Source organism: Legionella cincinnatiensis (assembly GCF_900452415.1).
GTDB lineage: Bacteria > Pseudomonadota > Gammaproteobacteria > Legionellales > Legionellaceae > Legionella > Legionella cincinnatiensis.
The window spans coordinates 1,282,711-1,298,490 of the sequence record NZ_UGNX01000001.1 but is presented as its reverse complement, the minus strand read 5'-3'; the positions used below and the strand labels follow the sequence as shown (position 1 = coordinate 1,298,490).

Genomic DNA, 15,780 nt, shown 5'->3' with positions numbered 1-15,780 from the left:
TTGCGAAAAGACACATGAATCTCCTCATAATTCTTAATCAATTAATTGGTTGTATGTAAAAACTCTACTCAAGCTTGGGAACACTACTTACCTCCTCCAATTGCTTTACCGGCTTATTACGCGAAAAAAAGGAACCAAAATAACTTAAAACCGACGAGCGATTAGAGTTTGATTCGGCCTTTTCTTCAACTTCTGGTGGTTTCAGCGGAGGATATACACTATCCTGTACCATTCTAAATCCTGAAAAAATACTTTTTAGAACTAGAGGCAAAAGACTCAGCATAATGAACATGCTGGTGAAATTGGTAGACTCATTGAAAAAAGCATAATTTGCCAATGATTGAAAAACAGCGATGGTCAAAGCAATTGCCATGGTATTGGAAATCAAACTTGAAGCATTTATATTTCGATTATCCATAGGCAAATCAGCGCTTTCGTTAATTTCATAAAATGAAATCCACAACCACAGTAAATCAAAAGCAACACTATACCAATGCTGCTGATTCATTTCTGTAACATTTGCACCAACAGTTTTAGCTAAATCAAAAGTCATTTTCCCACTTTTAAGCGCCAAAGCCATGGTTGGTTTTTCTTGTGAATTTGCTAAAGGAGCAAATTGTTGTACAAACAAACTTTTTGGAAGATTAATATCAAAAAGCTCATAAAAAGTTTTCTGTGAACCAAACAATCTTCTTAACTGTTCTTCACTTATATTCGATAAAGAATCAACTCCAGGAGCAAAAGTACCGTCATCTGAATGATGAGCTATTACCATATTTGAATTTTTCATCATCATCACATCATTGGTGCCATCGCCATTGGCAACAACAAAATAATGATGGTCCTTAAGATAACGAGCGAGTATCCCTTTCCCCTCTGTACTCATTTCTGCAAAAATAATTACAGGTCGCTTCGTGGGCTCTCTATCCATCAGTTTCTGAAATCGTTTCAGGATTGCTTCATTAATACCTGAAAAGATGACCGTCGAATCTGCTGGATAATTTTCTTCGTTTAAAAATTCAAGAGTCTCTTCTTTTGCTTCCTTTGCACGAATAGTAAGAATGTTCTTCGCATTTTTCGGGCATAATACCTTGGCAATATTTTCTGCAGCCTTAGCAGTATCACCAGTAGCTACAAATACAGGAACAGATACTTCTCGACATTGGGCAATAAATTTTTCCGCGCCTTTTTTTACGGGATTATCAATAATAAAAGTACCGTAATACACCATACTTTTAAGTAATGCCGGTCTTTTTAAAATAAAATGTTCAATGTGCTCTTTATCATCCTTATCCGTTAATTCTTGTAAAGCAGCAAACTCATCTCCACTGAGTTTACTTCTAGCAATGCACCAATCACGGGATAATACCTCAGTACGGCTTTGCATCGTTGTATAGGCTTGCAACACAGGAGTTTCCTTAAATGAATCTTGATTAGGAACTCCACAAAATACTAGAAAATAATCCATGCCTTCCTTTACCAAGGTAAAGCGTCCACCAAACGTGCGGTATAAACCTAAATGAAATGTCTCTATTTCTTTCTTCTTGTCTTTAATTGTAAGTACTTTTTTAAAATGATTAGTACCATAAGTAGTCACATCCAAACATTGTTGATTGTTCAGCAAAGATTTGAATAGATCCAAGATGGCATGTTCTTCGGGCTCCAATTCTTTTGTGTTGTTAGTAAATGCCTCACAAAATACTTCAAGAGATTCAAGCAATTGTATTTCTTGTGGTAAAAGCAAACCCTCCTTCTCTTTCAACACCTGTTGCACATCGGGTGCCATATCCGTAGTCCACAAACCCAATACATCCATCCTAGTTGTAGTAAGAGTTCCTGTTTTATCTGAAATGACGACAACCCCATTTGGAAATCGGTCACGGTAATATCCGCCCAATGCATTACATAAATCCACCACACGAAGTGCATCTATAGTCTCTAAAGGTTGGTCTCCTAAATTATTATTTAGTGTTTTCATCAAGCGGCTATTCACTGTTTCCCTTAAAAAAGCTTCAGAAAAAGGAATCATTGTTTGAAAAAGTGTAAACATCAGTTTTATTGTTTCCGCAGGCATTGAAGTGATATCTCTTTGTAAAAAAGCTGCCATGATGATGGAGCCTAAAATTGAATATAAGACACTTTTTTGCTTACGTTCCGCAATAATTTCATTGATCACCGCTTTTTTCTCATAATTACTACTTAATAAAAGCTCCTTTTCAGGTTTAATTTGAATAAAAATATTGTCGTTGCCATAGATATTTAATTTATCTCCAACCAACACTCCTGCTTGTTTACCCTCTCTAACTGCATACAAATCTATTTTTTTATAGTTTGAAGTAAAATCAGGTTTCGTTTGATGTTCAATCCAAACATCTTCACCATTTTGTGCTTTAAGATTTACACTAAAATTTTTTTCCTCTAATACCTGAGTGAAATTTCCTTTCTCATCCCGTTTTAAGGCAAGAAGCTCTCCAGATACAGGCACACAAGCCAAATCAATGCTGCTGTCACAATAAACCAAATCCCCCGTACGTAATTGATATCTAGGAACACTCACAAACATTGGTCCATTTGATGTAAATCTTAAAACTTGATGCAATTTATGATTATACTCATAATCATGATCAAGCTTTTCTTGCTGCACACGCATTTTTTTTAAGGTAGATGGCGCCAAATCAGCTAATAATGCAGGCAAGTTACGAAATTTCTGGATTATTTTATCGGCATGACGAATATTGTGAGAGATCAGTCCTAATTGAAAGGTACGAGAACTCACCATAAGCTCATTGGCAATAAAATGATTGATTTGAAAATACAAATTCGATATTGGAGTAAGCCCTCCAGAAATAAGTGCTGTATCTGAACGTTGCGCTCCCCGATTGTATTGAAATCGAACAAGAAGTTCTTGTGCTTTTTGTGCTAGATAAGAAATTCCACTTGGAACAACCAATGCACTCGTTCCAAGCGAGGCTATTAATGAATATTCATCAGATACTGTATTATTTAATAAGAAAGTAGTTCCTTTAAACACAGAGCTATACATATAAGTTATTGCCATAACTTCACTAGCTACAGCTAGAGACAATTCTCCCTGAGACGTAAATTTTTTATCTGTAATACGATTCAAAGCGCAATAACCTAATATGGCTGCACCAAAAAGAAATTTAAAAATAAAATCATATTCTGGGCTCCCCATTTGATATTCACTCATATATTGGGTGAGATAATGACCAAGAATCAATGCAGCCCCAGAAGAAATCGTAGGCCAAATATATTTTTTAAAACTACTCCAATCCATAGAGTCTAAAGAAAACGTCATAGCTAGAGTATGATACAATTCTTTCACCCGTGTGGAAAAAAAATTTCCTATTCCTTCCACAGTACTTCTTAAATAAAAAGTGCGATCCGGCTCAACATGCTGCACTAATTGAAGTGGTAAGGCTCTATTCCCTTTAGGATTTGTTTCTTGTGAACTTTGTGAGGTGGATTTTAATTTCTTCATGTCGTAATCCCTTGGATCGCCCATAAAATTTTATTAGATAGTGTCACTTCTCAATAAGTCCGGATAAAAGAGATCTCCTACATTCCGCGGACAAGTTGCAGGACAAAGGCGAATACTTGTCCGAACTTATTGAGAAATTGCTGGATATTTAGATATCATCTTGATAATTAACTTATCTGTATAAAAGGTTCAAGAGGATTTGAAAAAATATTATACTTAGGATGAAATAATTACATGAAACAATTTAGATTATTTGCTCTATATCTGCTTATTTTTTGGTTATTAGGTAGTGTGCTTTGGCTCATTATCTTTGGTTATAGAGAAGCAATTTCTACACTTATTGCTTTGCCATACTCCATGCTAAGTGGCGTTTTAATTTTTCTTTCTACCTTTATCGCCACAGCTTTGTTGTTTGCATTCAAAAGCAAAACACTTGCAGTGCTACCTTATCCCTACTTTATTTTGGGATTTCAGATAGGCAACCTTTCATTATTAATATTATTTATACTAGATGCTTTTATTCGTCAGCTGATTATATGGAAATTCCCCGAGTTCTTCCTTATTTTCTTAGCACCTTTCATTGAACTATTTTTCTCTTATTTATTTGGTTTTGCTTTCTTAGCAATAATCCCAGCAATTACCAGTGCACTTGTTCTCTACTGGACTCAAAAAACGAAATAAGATCCTGTACCAGGGGCTGTTGACAATTCGTTTCTCCAGATCCTACGTCCCGTGGCTTGTTCGCGGGATCCAGTAATCTTGATAAGTATATAAGTTTATTACTCAAATACAGATCTTTCTAGATCCCGCGGACAAGCCACGGGACAGTGGAAACTGAATTGTAAATATATCCTAATTAAAATTAGAAAATATTTACACTTGAAAATAATTTTTTCATCCACAACAAGTGTCTTATTAAATCCAATATGCATATAATGCAAGCACATTACATAAAGTATATTCTTTAATTGGTTTAAGTACGTTTGACTTGGAGAGAAAATGAATAAAAATCTCATTAATTTAGCTAGGGGTATGCTTGAATTTAGCAAAACAACAAATGCAGTAATTCAATCCTCCAAATCGATTAGTATCTGGATTAATCATGCAACCGTACAACAGTACATCAATGGATTAACCGAACCATTTAAAAAGCTCGTGGAGCTTCAAATGAAACAATATAATAAAATTGCAGAATGTACACCCCTTACCCTAGAGTTTAACGAAGAATACATCAGTCACTGTGATGATGAAGAAGAATTGTTAAACAAAATCAATGAATTTATTACGCATTTATTAACGAGAGTTAACTCAGAGTTCGGTATCTTGTTTCTTGAGCCTAGTAAAATGGTTGGTGTTTATTATGAATCAACCATGAAGTTATTTCAGCCACCGCTTAATGAGTTTAAAAAAACAATAAAATATAATTCACTCTTAGATGGATTAATTCACCCCATGCAGCATCTCCTTAAAATGCCCTTGTTAATTAAAGAATGGAAAAAAATCAACCACCCTGATTTGGATTCACAAAAGATTCATCAATTAGAGGGAGAACTGAAAAAATATGCGGAAGATGCCGATAAGAGCACCATATTATTCCACTCAATTTGTACTCATATTCTTGAAGAAACATTTATTCATAGACTTCATGAAGTTTGTTTTAAGCTTAACAAGTCACTGCAAAAAAAAGGAGGTATACCTTCAACAGGTATTACCAAAGCAGGATTAGTTATTGAAGGTAAAACCATTAAAAATTCAAATCAATTTATTGAGGCACTTAAAACAATAATCAATAATGATGATAAAACTGTAGGAAATAAAGTAAATGATGTATGTGGCTTGTTATTAAAAGTTATTAATAAGTTATCCAAACGGATAACGATACTACACTCTAATCATACTTTAATCGAAACAAAAAGCGTCCTGGAGGATTTAATCAAAAAAATAAATGAAGACGTTAAAAATATAGCGGCCATTGATCCCTTATTTACCGAGTGCTCACTTGCGTTAGAGCCAGTGAAAATATTTGCGCTTACTGGATTGGAGCAACTCACAAACAAACTTCAACAAAATACCATGTCAACCCAAGTCGAGAACATCCCTAAATGTTATTACTGATTTTATAGTTTATATTTCACTGTTAATGATGAACCTATTTGGCAATTATTTGATTAATAAAAAGAACTTTTCAATTTTAAATTAAAATGCGAGTCCAAAGCAAAAAATGAAACAATCAAGTTCATTTGTTCTCGCATCATAAACAAAGCCGCAGCCAATCTACCAAATATGGGTTGGCTATGGAGATACTCTATGCCCATTTATAATTAATTTACCCCGATTTTTCATAATCTACCCTCATTTCTAATCCTCTTTTTTGCAATACAGCCATTTGCTCTAATTTTTTCATAGCCTCAGTATTTCCATAAGTACAATGTCTTACCTATGAAGGGGTGAACTATAATTAAATTAATTCGAAACTGAAGAAATAGAATATCTATACAAATAGTTAGCACGCAGTCAGATCATTAACTCTAATTGAGTAATAAAATGATACATTCTCGAACTAAAATTATTTTTCTCATTATTACTCTATGGATACTACTTGTTTCTTTAATTTTAATAGTATCAGGCTCATTATTAGTGAAGGGATTTCAAAAATTAGAGCAAAATATTGCTATGGATAACGCAAGACGTATAGCTCATATATTAATTACAATTTTAAATAATGATTCTTTGGATAAAGTTCATGACTTTATCCAAAATAAAAATTCAAATATTATAAACCCCTATCTCCCAGAAGATTTTTTTATTAAAAATAAAGTAAATTACGTTTTGATTTTTGATAACAATAGAAAAGTTGTCTGGTCTAGTGGATTTGATTTAGCTCATAAGAAAAGCATCCCTATTGAACCGCATATTATATCATTCTTCAAAAACAATGGATTGGATTTATTGACCAATAAAGGAAAATATTATTCTGTTATAAAAAAACAATATGAATCATCAGGATTCATGGCGCTGGCCAATAATAATATAGGTTATTTCAGTATAAGCTTCATTAAAGATTCTCATAATACTAAATCAACCCTTAGGTATATGGTTTTTGGACGAATATTAACATCTGAATATTTAAACCACTTAAGTAGTGATTTGAACATCCCTATTTATTTAATTTCTTTAGCTCGCATGCAAAAAAATCCCGAGGATAAAAAAATAATTGATCAATTAAATTCACATAAATTAATTTATACCCAACCACTAAATAACACTACTTATTTAAGTTATCTGCTCATTAAGGATTTTACTGATAAACCTATTGGACTCATTAAAATTGAGCAACCCCGTAAAGTATATAATGAAAGCAATCGTTCAGCTTTGAACAGTCAACTTATTCTTTTGGGTGTGTCCATTGCGGCTATGTTGGGAATGTCTGTCTTAGTCTATTTATTTTTTAGAAAACAAGATTTGATCACATGCTCATTTGAACGCTTTGTACCTCGTCAACTCATAGAATTACTGCAAAAACAGAATATTCTTGAAATAGACTTAGGTAATTATACAAGAAAAACTATTTCCGTTTTGTTTGTGGATATACGCAATTTTACGGCTATTTCTGAGGTATTGAAACCGCAGGAAAATTTTGATTTTATTAATATGATATTAAAACGAATTGCTCCAGTGATATCAGAAAATAATGGCTTCATTGATAAATATATAGGTGATGCCATAATGGCCTTATTCCCTAAAGAAGCAACTAATGCGGATGATGCAGTAAAAGCTGCAAAAATGATTCTGGAAGAACTTGCGAAACTCAATCAAGAGGAGGTCTTAAAAATAAAAGAAGAGGTAAAAATTGGGATTGGGATTAATACAGGGGAGGCTATATTAGGAATTATAGGCGCGGAAGGTCGTTTAGAAGGTACGGTGATTAGTGATATGGTTAATACCGCATCACGTATTCAAAATCTTACCAAAGCTTATGGACATGAGCTTTTGATCAGTAAAGCATGTTACAAAGCGATGAAGCATCCAGAATTGTATACCATTCAGTTAGTTGATAAAGTATCCTTAAAAGGGAAATCCTTAAAAATATCAGTTTATTCAGTTTATTAGAGCGTCGGCAAATAACCGCTCGATGAGTCTAGGCACCTTCTCAACTAAGGAAAAAACAACCTTTGGTTTTTATTCAGTTTTTATGTAATCATAAGCAGCTATAATCTATTGTATTTAAAAACGAATGGATCTGTTTTAAGATAAAGTTTTGGTTGAACATTTTTGAAAGCTGCTTTTCGATCTTAAGAAAATATTTAATGACCAAATTTTACTCTTTGAACTGGCATTAAATAACATTTTCTTGATGTTACATCATTTATCCAAGGAATTTACTCTTTTCTTGCCAAAATTCTGTAATTATCGATTATAATTGTTAATAATAAGGACAGTGGGAATAATAAGCATGGGCAGAAAAATTAAAGAAGAAGCATCCTCAAAACATCATAAAAGCCCTTTGTGCCGTATCAATAAGCCTACAGCCGCTTTAAAAAATACCAAACAAACCTACGAAAGAATTGCCTGTGTATTTCAGGGAGGTGGTGCATTAGGGGCTTATCAAGTCGGGGCATTTTGCGCTATTCACAAAAAAGGATACAATCCTGATTTTTTGGCAGGCGTCTCGATAGGCTCCATTAATAGTGCGATTATTGCTGGAAACCCAAGAAATAAGCAAATAGAAAAATTAACCTCGTTTTGGGATACTATTGTGCCCAAAATATGGACAGATATATTTTATGATAGGGAAATTCCAAATTTTTTACATCATGTGCACAATCAAATGGGCGCTATGCATGCAGTTCTCTACGGTTTGGATGGTTTTTTTAAACCCCGTATTATTCCACCAACCCCCCTAACTTATGATACTCCTGATAACCTCAGTTATTACGATACCTCCCTCCTCAAAAAGACGTTAGAAAATTTAATTGATTTTGATCGCATTAATGATAAAAAAATTACCCTATGTCTAGGAGCAGTCAATTTGTCATCCGGTGAAATGGAGTTTTTTAATAATCAAAAGATGACTATTACACCAGAGCATGTTATGGCAAGCGGAGCTCTTCCCCCAGGCTTCCCAGCAATTAAAATTGGTGATGATTATTATTGGGATGGGGGTATTTATGCGAATACGCCTCTTGTAACCGTGCTGGATGCCTTACCAGAACTGGATACATTATGTTTTGTAGTTGATTGCTTCAGTCTGCGCGGACGATTACCACAAACCATGGATGAACTTGAGGAAAGACAAAAAGACATTCGTTACGCCAGCCACTCTCGACGGCTCACAAACGTTTACACCAGCCGCCAAAACTTACAGGCAGCCATACAGTTTTTAGGTGAAAAATTAAGTCCAGAAGCAAAAAAAGATCCTGAAGTTAAAAAAATACTGGAATTGGGACATAGCAAACATTTCAGCGTGGTGCATATTATTTATCGCGGTACTCCTTTTGCTCATTCGTTCAAAGATTATAACTTTGTTCGCTCAGCGATTAATTATCGGATGAAAACAGGTTATGAAAATGCAATGGAGGTGCTTAAAAATCCTGATTGGGAAAATAAATCCAGTAAAGCTTTGGCTTGTTCTATTTATGGTGTGCCGCCCGATTATTTTGAACAACATTAGACTCTTTACAAACTCACTAAAGGGATACGAAAGTATCACTTACTTAAGTGTGAGTATCATAAATCCTATAAGAATAAACGATACTCACAATAAACTAATTAGGTATTTGGATTTACAGCAAGACCCGATGCCCCAGTAATTGTGGCACTACCCTGAGTACAGTTGTTAAGTCCCCCATTATTATCCAGATCACAACTAGTTACCGTATTTGGAGTAGTTACATACAACTGAGGTTGACTGTGACCAAAAACAATTTTCTCACCAAAAGCAATATTGCTTCCGAAAACTATTCCATTCCCAAGAGAAGTGAAAGAAAGACCGCACTCCATAGGATCTGTACTTGGATCACATACAAAAATATCTCCTCTGCTTTGATCATTATCTTGATTACCCACCATATAAAGAAGATTATGAGTAGGATTAAGGACTATATTGCCGAAAAACCAATTAGTAAAATTCCGAGTCATTGGTCTGGGTATGCAACTATTACTTGTCAAATCACACTCATAAACTCCATCTTGGAAAGTGCCAGCATTGAACCCATTATAGCTCACATAAGCCTTTTGATTATCAGTACTGAGCGTGATCCCAGGAGCAATAACATTAGAATCAAAACTAAAAATAGAATTACAATTAGTAAATAATCCAGTCATGCTGTCTACATCACAAGAATAAATACTTGATGAATTAGCAGGTGGCGTAATGTTTGTTGTAAAATAAGCCTTTCCACTAGTACTCAGAGCTAAACTCAATAAAGAATGTGTGGCATCATCTGCGTTAACGCATGCAGCCAAATTACCTTGTGGCGTTATATTACATACAATAACAGGAAGTGGATTACCCTGGCTATCAAACTGAACCAAATAAGCTTTACTACCAATAGAATTAATGACTATTTGAATAATTGACTGGGTAAAATTATAATCTCCTGTTTGTTGGCATGCCGTATTAAAACTTCCATTAGTAATAGTACAAAGATTTACATAAGGAGGTGCTAAGGCGCCTACATACGCAAGAGAACTCATCGTATTGTTCGTCACACTAACACTTACAGGAACACTAGATGTTGTGTTACTTCCCGAAATATTTATAATGATATTTTCAGCTACATTACCTGGTAAAAATCCAAAAATACAATTTTGATTTGCTGCCAATGTATTAGTGCATGTGGTATGAGAAGGATCAATAGTAACTTGGCTTGTTGAGGGGATTACAGCATTTAAACCTTCAACCGCTGTTGCAGCAGATGTATTATGTACTGATACCTGCCCAGAAGCACCATTCACAGTAAGCGTTAATTGACTGGGATTAACTGTGATCGTGACTTGGCTTGCGGACGACACTTTAACTTCTACTGGAACTGCTGATGTAACATTGCTTCCTGTTATTTCTATGTTGACGTCTTCTACTGTATTACCTGGAAGAAATGCAAAGATACACGATTGATTTGCTGGTAGTGTATTGGTGCATGTAGTATGTGTAGAATCTACGGTAAGCTGACTGCCTTGCGGTATTACAGCCCTCAAACCTTCAACTGCAGTTGTAGCAGATAAATTTTGCACGGTAACCTGGCCATAATTTCCGCCAGCAGTAAGATTTAACAGGTTTGGATTAACAGTAATACTTGCTGTTGGACCGCTGACCGTAGTTACTTGCAACAGGTTTCCAGGACTAGGCTGGTAGCATTGATTTGGGTTGGGGGTCCCATTAGCGTTTTTCTGGCACAGAGAGGGACCACCAAAAACACCATTTGTTGGTAAGGCACTACCGGTCACAGTCAATTCTAAATTACACACTCCCTTACCTTTAACGACACAAGGAGCGGTTTGGCTTATTCCTGGAATAGGCTTAATAACCAAACTATGTGGTTTAGAGGAGCGATTTTGAATGACGTATTTAATAGTTGCGTTTCCCGTACTGCTTACTTTCACCACGGGTGGAAAATTATTGTCGGGTGTAAATGTCCATAAAGGGCTTTGTGCCTGTACTATCGTTATCATTAAGAATAACAATACCCCAGTAATTATTTTATTTATTGATAGTCTTTTCATACCCATGTCCTTTTATAAAGATATGTAAGATTAAAAGAATAGATTTTCTATGCCGCATCAAACTCTTCTATATCTGATGCTGTTTTTTATTCTGACTCCATTCTCCCAAACCAACCCTGTGCTCTAACTCATTTAGCTTCAATATTTCAGAATAATTCCAATGAAAAAAACGTTTTTGTCCTTAATACTTACACACCTCCAGAAAAATAGCTTATCTCCTTGTTTTTGATTAAAAAATATAACGGCATGCCTCTAAGACATTATCTATAGTATTCTAAAATTTTGTATATTTAAAGAATGTTCGTTGCACGATATTGTCTGCTGCAAATAAACTCTAACTCATTTTACAAAATATGCTTTTTAGACTAATACTAAATGACGAAGGTAATGGAATACAGTTAAATCATAATGAAAAAATGGCTTGGATTTCTCGTATCTCTAGTAGTACTTATTCTTATTACTTATGACCTTATGGGTCTGATGGTGAAAAATACGCTAAGTAACATCATCAATATAATGCCCCAGAATTCAATAATGAGTGTCCAAATTGATAAATTCCAACATGGTTGGTTCTCATCTAAAGCCCTATGGGTATTCAAAATGCACATTCCCGCCCAAACGATTACGGATAAAAAGGGTATCTCACAAACAGAACCTCCTCTTGATTTGGAAATGACGCTACCGATTACGATCAAACATGGTCCCGTTTTTTTTACAAATGATGGAATATATTTTGGAATGGGTGCAATTACAACGCAACCTGAAACTCATTATAGAGCATTCATCAATTATTTAAACCAGATCATTATAAAATACAACCTCCCATCTTTTGGCATGCATACTAAGACGGTACCCAATAATGACGAGCTTCAATTTAATTGGATGGGCTTAAGTGCTTTACTTCGTCTTTCTTCAAATATAGATAATTTAGATAGCTCTCTAAAATTCTATGGCATTGATGGTTCCACCAATAATACTGTCTTTAAAATAGGCCTAATAACTCATACATTTAATTCAAAACGTATCCAGGAGTGGTTATGGGTTGGACAGTCCCATTTTAATATTTCCTCCATTTCCGTAACCTCAAACAGCCAAAATATATTAGATTTAAAAGAATTTGACTTCATTTTAAGTTCTGATATCACAAATGAAACACTAGACTTTGATTACAAACTTTCATTACAAAAATTATTGGCCAACAACCAAAATTATAGCCCGGCCATAGTGAAATTGAGTTTAAAAAATTTAGACCCAGAAGTTATGGCTAAGCTGAATAAACAAATATTCAATATGACGCAAAACAGCGATCCTCACCTTGTGGCATCAAGCATAGCTACTGAATTACCGAAACTTCTTAGTAAAGGTCCGGTATTAGAACTTTCTGAAATGACTATCAATTTACCTGAAGGAAAAATTGTAGGTCATTTTAAAATATCACTTCCACAAACAGAAGAAATAAATGACTTATCTAAAGCCATGCAACAAGTTCAAGGCCAAGGCTATTTTAAAGCCCCTATTACGATAGTAAAAGAGCTGATAACTTCATCAATTAAAAGTAAACTAAAGGGTAACCAACAAACGGAACAAACTTCGCAAAACCCAACAACATTGCCTCAATCTTCTACGAATCCAACATCAATTGCAACCGATTTAGATGAAGAGGCCAAGAATCAAGCCAATCAAATACTACAAAATTTAGTCGAGAAAGGTTTTTTAAAAATTAAAGATAAAGAGTACATACTTCAATTTAAATTAGAAAACCAAAAAATTATTGTGAATGGAAAATTATTTACTCCAGATATGTTGAGATAAATTTCCTTTGTCTCTTGAGCAACTGCTTTAAGAATTTTTAATTAAATTTCTAAGCTATAATTGATAAAAGGTATGCTTCAAGGATGCAGTAATGAATATTACTCGAGACATCATTAATAAAGCTGTGGAAGCAAAGATCATTACCCAAAAGCAATCAGAAGAACTTATCGAATTCATCAGAAAGCAACCAGGTCAAAATAAAGGATTTGGATTAACTAATGTTCTCTATTATTTAGGAGGATTAATAGCAATTAGTTCTATGAGCCTATTTATGACTCTAGGTTGGGAACTTTTCGGGGGTTGGGGTATCTTATTTCTCTGTGTCTGTTATGCCATATTAGGGTTATCATTATCCGATATTTTTTACAAAAAAGGATTTATTGTTCCCGCTGAAATATGTGCCACATTTGTTGTATGCCTTACTCCCTTAGCGATTTATGGATTACAAAAGGGAATGGGATGGTGGCCTCCTGATGATACTGTTTTCCGGGAATATAATTACTATATAAAATGGCATTGGATATTTATGGAGCTAGGTACTCTCGCTGTTGGCATTATTATGGTTTGGATTTATCGCTATCCTTTCATGATCATGCCAATAGCAATTACATTATGGTATATGTCGATGGACCTTACTGCCATGCTTACTGGCGGAGAAAGCACTGTTGATCTCAGTGCTAAAGTTTCTATGTATTTTGGATTAATAATGCTAGTCATTGGATTTTGGGTTGATTTTCAATCGAGACAGTCCGAAGATTATGCTTTTTGGTTGTATATATTTGGTGTACTTACATTTTGGGGTGGCTTAAGCGCACAACATTCAGATCATGAACTGTCTAAATTTATATACTTATGTATTAATCTCTTACTCATTTTAATCGGAATAATTCTTAGTAGAAAAGTATTTACTGTTTTTGGCGGAATTGGGGTTTGCTTTTATTTAGGGCATCTGGCTTATGATATATTTAAAGACAGTTATTTTTTTCCCATAATTCTTACTGTTATTGGATTAGGTATCATTTACTTAGGCATTCTTTGGCAGAAACACGAACAAAGGATGACTGTTGCAATACGCAAAATATTACCTAAATCGCTGCAAGAGTTTTTGCAAACACGGGATCAATTAATCTAATATCCAACAAAGTCTAAATAAAAAATACACTTGAAATTATTTACCGCCATTTTCTTCGAAAAATAATTTTTTCTAATAACGATAGCTTTTTTTAAATGAGCAGTTTACATTAGAAATATATTCATCATTCTGGAGAATCATTTATCATGATTTCAATGACAGCATATTGGCAACAATTCAAAGAGTGTATTGATAGCCTTCAAATGTCGACTCAAGATATAGAATACTCAAGACAAATTGTCACCGCTAAAAATTTGATTGAAATTGGCTTAATCATAGAGAAGCTCGGGCTCTTGGAAATTCAACAAGTGTCAGAACGATTACATGAAAAAGCAAAACTTTTTCAAAATGAGGTTTGCTATACCACTGATAACCACGAACATACATTTTATTTACCCAAGATAGCCAATACCCAAAGCTTTATTTTTGCCATTATTTATTATCAACATTTGCTCAATTATCAGAATGTAAGCTATCAAGGGACTATCAATTGGTTTCGACAAAAAGTAATTGATGGCATTAATCAAAAAAAAATTACCACCGCCATCCAAGCACAAGCATTATTTCAAGAAATTCGCCAATATTGCCAGAAGCAAAATTTAACTGTTGATGAACTCTTATTTTTAAAAAAAGAGGATGAATCAATAAACGAGTATACTTCAAGACTCATAAAAACTTTTGATTGCGAGGTTGAACAGCCTAGGATTGAAACAAAAGCCCATTTACCACCGCTAGATGAGATAACTACTCTCGAAAAATCACTTGAATTGTTACACCATAAATGGAATCAATTAAAAATTAAAGCGGACTTAATTGATCAAAAATTATCTGTTTTTAAACACGCAAAACGAGACTATTTTCAATTAAACCAGGAATGGAAAAATAAGTGGTTTTTTACTAAAGCTTTTTATTGGTTCGCCTCTTTATTTATTGAAGTATCAGCGATCAAAAATTTAAAAGCAGCACATGAACACCTCACGCAAACCAAAAATGATTTGCAGCAGGAACTACAGAATAATACCTCAAAATCATACTTTGCCAAATTACAAAAACAGCTGCGAAAATTAGAGCATGAGCAAACCAAACTTAAAAGTGAAATTGCCCTCAAGAAAGAAATACAACACCAAAAAGAACATGCACCGAAGCTTGAATTACTTCCTCATAAAGAATTAGAAAAAAATATCGTTAAATCATTGCCTAAAGAGAGAGAAGCATCTCCTTATTTAGAAACTTCATCCAACAATGATTATTATGGTTTTTTTAAAAAGAATTTACCCAGCAGATATACTGTACAGGCTGTTGCTGTGGGTGTTGCTGCCATTGCAATCCAGAATTTATTATAGAGCCAAGGGTTTGTTGACAATTCATTTGCCTCCTGCATCCCGCACTTATGTCTGCGGGATCCTTCACTAAAAGCCAGTTGATGGAGATACTATGCTCCTATAGCAACTAGATTTCTGCTTTTGGGAAAATGACATAATCCTTAAGTCAATAGTAGTAAGTCAGCAGCCTCTTCGCCATGCCCTACTCTAAGCTTCGAAACACCACATTGCGCTTTCTCAGGTCCTCGAATGACGATCCACAAGTAAAACATACTCTTTAGGGCTAAACT

9 protein-coding genes are annotated in these 15,780 nt (G+C 34.4%); 7 read left to right on the top strand and 2 right to left on the bottom strand.

Annotation, left to right across the window (positions count from 1 at the left end):
- Positions 1-64: 64 nt before the first annotated feature.
- The gene (locus tag DYH34_RS05750; protein ID WP_058464368.1) at positions 65-3,502 is read right to left on the bottom strand and encodes an HAD family hydrolase; all 3,438 of its coding nucleotides are present in this window, start codon (positions 3,500-3,502) and stop codon (positions 65-67) included.
- 234 nt (positions 3,503-3,736) lie between these two features.
- Between DYH34_RS05750 and DYH34_RS05745 the strand changes: the two genes are divergently transcribed.
- The 4 genes from DYH34_RS05745 (at position 3,737) to DYH34_RS05725 (ending at position 9,173) form a co-directional block, all read left to right on the top strand.
- Positions 3,737-4,183, top strand: a complete 447-nt coding sequence (locus DYH34_RS05745; RefSeq protein WP_058464369.1) for a hypothetical protein — start codon at positions 3,737-3,739, stop codon at positions 4,181-4,183.
- A gap of 318 nt (positions 4,184-4,501) precedes the next feature.
- Entirely contained in the window at positions 4,502-5,617 is a 1,116-nt protein-coding gene (locus DYH34_RS05740; protein ID WP_238589466.1) for a hypothetical protein, read from the top strand.
- Between the two features lie 429 nt (positions 5,618-6,046).
- Positions 6,047-7,612, top strand: coding sequence for an adenylate/guanylate cyclase domain-containing protein (locus tag DYH34_RS05730; protein ID WP_058464370.1), 1,566 nt, complete (start codon positions 6,047-6,049; stop codon positions 7,610-7,612).
- Positions 7,613-7,955: 343 nt separating this feature from the next.
- Positions 7,956-9,173 carry a patatin-like phospholipase family protein gene (locus DYH34_RS05725; RefSeq protein WP_058464371.1) on the top strand — a complete coding sequence of 406 codons (1,218 nt, stop codon included), beginning with the start codon at positions 7,956-7,958 and terminating at the stop codon, positions 9,171-9,173.
- Positions 9,174-9,271: 98 nt separating this feature from the next.
- Here the strand turns inward: DYH34_RS05725 and DYH34_RS05720 are convergent, their stop codons facing one another.
- Complete coding sequence (locus DYH34_RS05720) at positions 9,272-11,224, bottom strand: hypothetical protein (protein ID WP_058464372.1); 1,953 nt, start codon at positions 11,222-11,224, stop codon at positions 9,272-9,274.
- 408 nt (positions 11,225-11,632) lie between these two features.
- Here DYH34_RS05720 and DYH34_RS05715 point away from each other — a divergent pair, with 408 nt between their 5' ends.
- The 3 genes from DYH34_RS05715 to DYH34_RS05705 all read left to right on the top strand — a co-directional run bounded on the left by DYH34_RS05715 (position 11,633) and on the right by DYH34_RS05705 (position 15,511).
- Positions 11,633-13,036, top strand: a complete 1,404-nt coding sequence (locus DYH34_RS05715) for a YdgA family protein (protein WP_058464373.1) — start codon at positions 11,633-11,635, stop codon at positions 13,034-13,036.
- A 91-nt stretch (positions 13,037-13,127) separates the two neighbouring features.
- The gene (locus DYH34_RS05710) at positions 13,128-14,168 is read left to right on the top strand and encodes a hypothetical protein (protein WP_058464374.1); all 1,041 of its coding nucleotides are present in this window, start codon (positions 13,128-13,130) and stop codon (positions 14,166-14,168) included.
- A gap of 146 nt (positions 14,169-14,314) precedes the next feature.
- Positions 14,315-15,511, top strand: coding sequence for a hypothetical protein (locus DYH34_RS05705; RefSeq protein WP_058464375.1), 1,197 nt, complete (start codon positions 14,315-14,317; stop codon positions 15,509-15,511).
- Positions 15,512-15,780: the final 269 nt, after the last annotated feature.

Bases quoted from the DNA above. Each gene is read 5' to 3' on its own strand.
- DYH34_RS05715 (WP_058464373.1), top strand. From the start codon at position 11,633: ATGAAAAAATGGCTTGGATTTCTCGTATCTCTAGTAGTACTTATTCTT.
- DYH34_RS05750 (WP_058464368.1), bottom strand. From the start codon at position 3,502: ATGAAGAAATTAAAATCCACCTCACAAAGTTCACAAGAAACAAATCCT.
- DYH34_RS05730 (WP_058464370.1), top strand. From the start codon at position 6,047: ATGATACATTCTCGAACTAAAATTATTTTTCTCATTATTACTCTATGG.
- DYH34_RS05725 (WP_058464371.1), top strand. From the start codon at position 7,956: ATGGGCAGAAAAATTAAAGAAGAAGCATCCTCAAAACATCATAAAAGC.
- DYH34_RS05740 (WP_238589466.1), top strand. From the start codon at position 4,502: ATGAATAAAAATCTCATTAATTTAGCTAGGGGTATGCTTGAATTTAGC.
- DYH34_RS05720 (WP_058464372.1), bottom strand. From the start codon at position 11,224: ATGAAAAGACTATCAATAAATAAAATAATTACTGGGGTATTGTTATTC.
- DYH34_RS05745 (WP_058464369.1), top strand. From the start codon at position 3,737: ATGAAACAATTTAGATTATTTGCTCTATATCTGCTTATTTTTTGGTTA.
- DYH34_RS05705 (WP_058464375.1), top strand. From the start codon at position 14,315: ATGATTTCAATGACAGCATATTGGCAACAATTCAAAGAGTGTATTGAT.
- DYH34_RS05710 (WP_058464374.1), top strand. From the start codon at position 13,128: ATGAATATTACTCGAGACATCATTAATAAAGCTGTGGAAGCAAAGATC.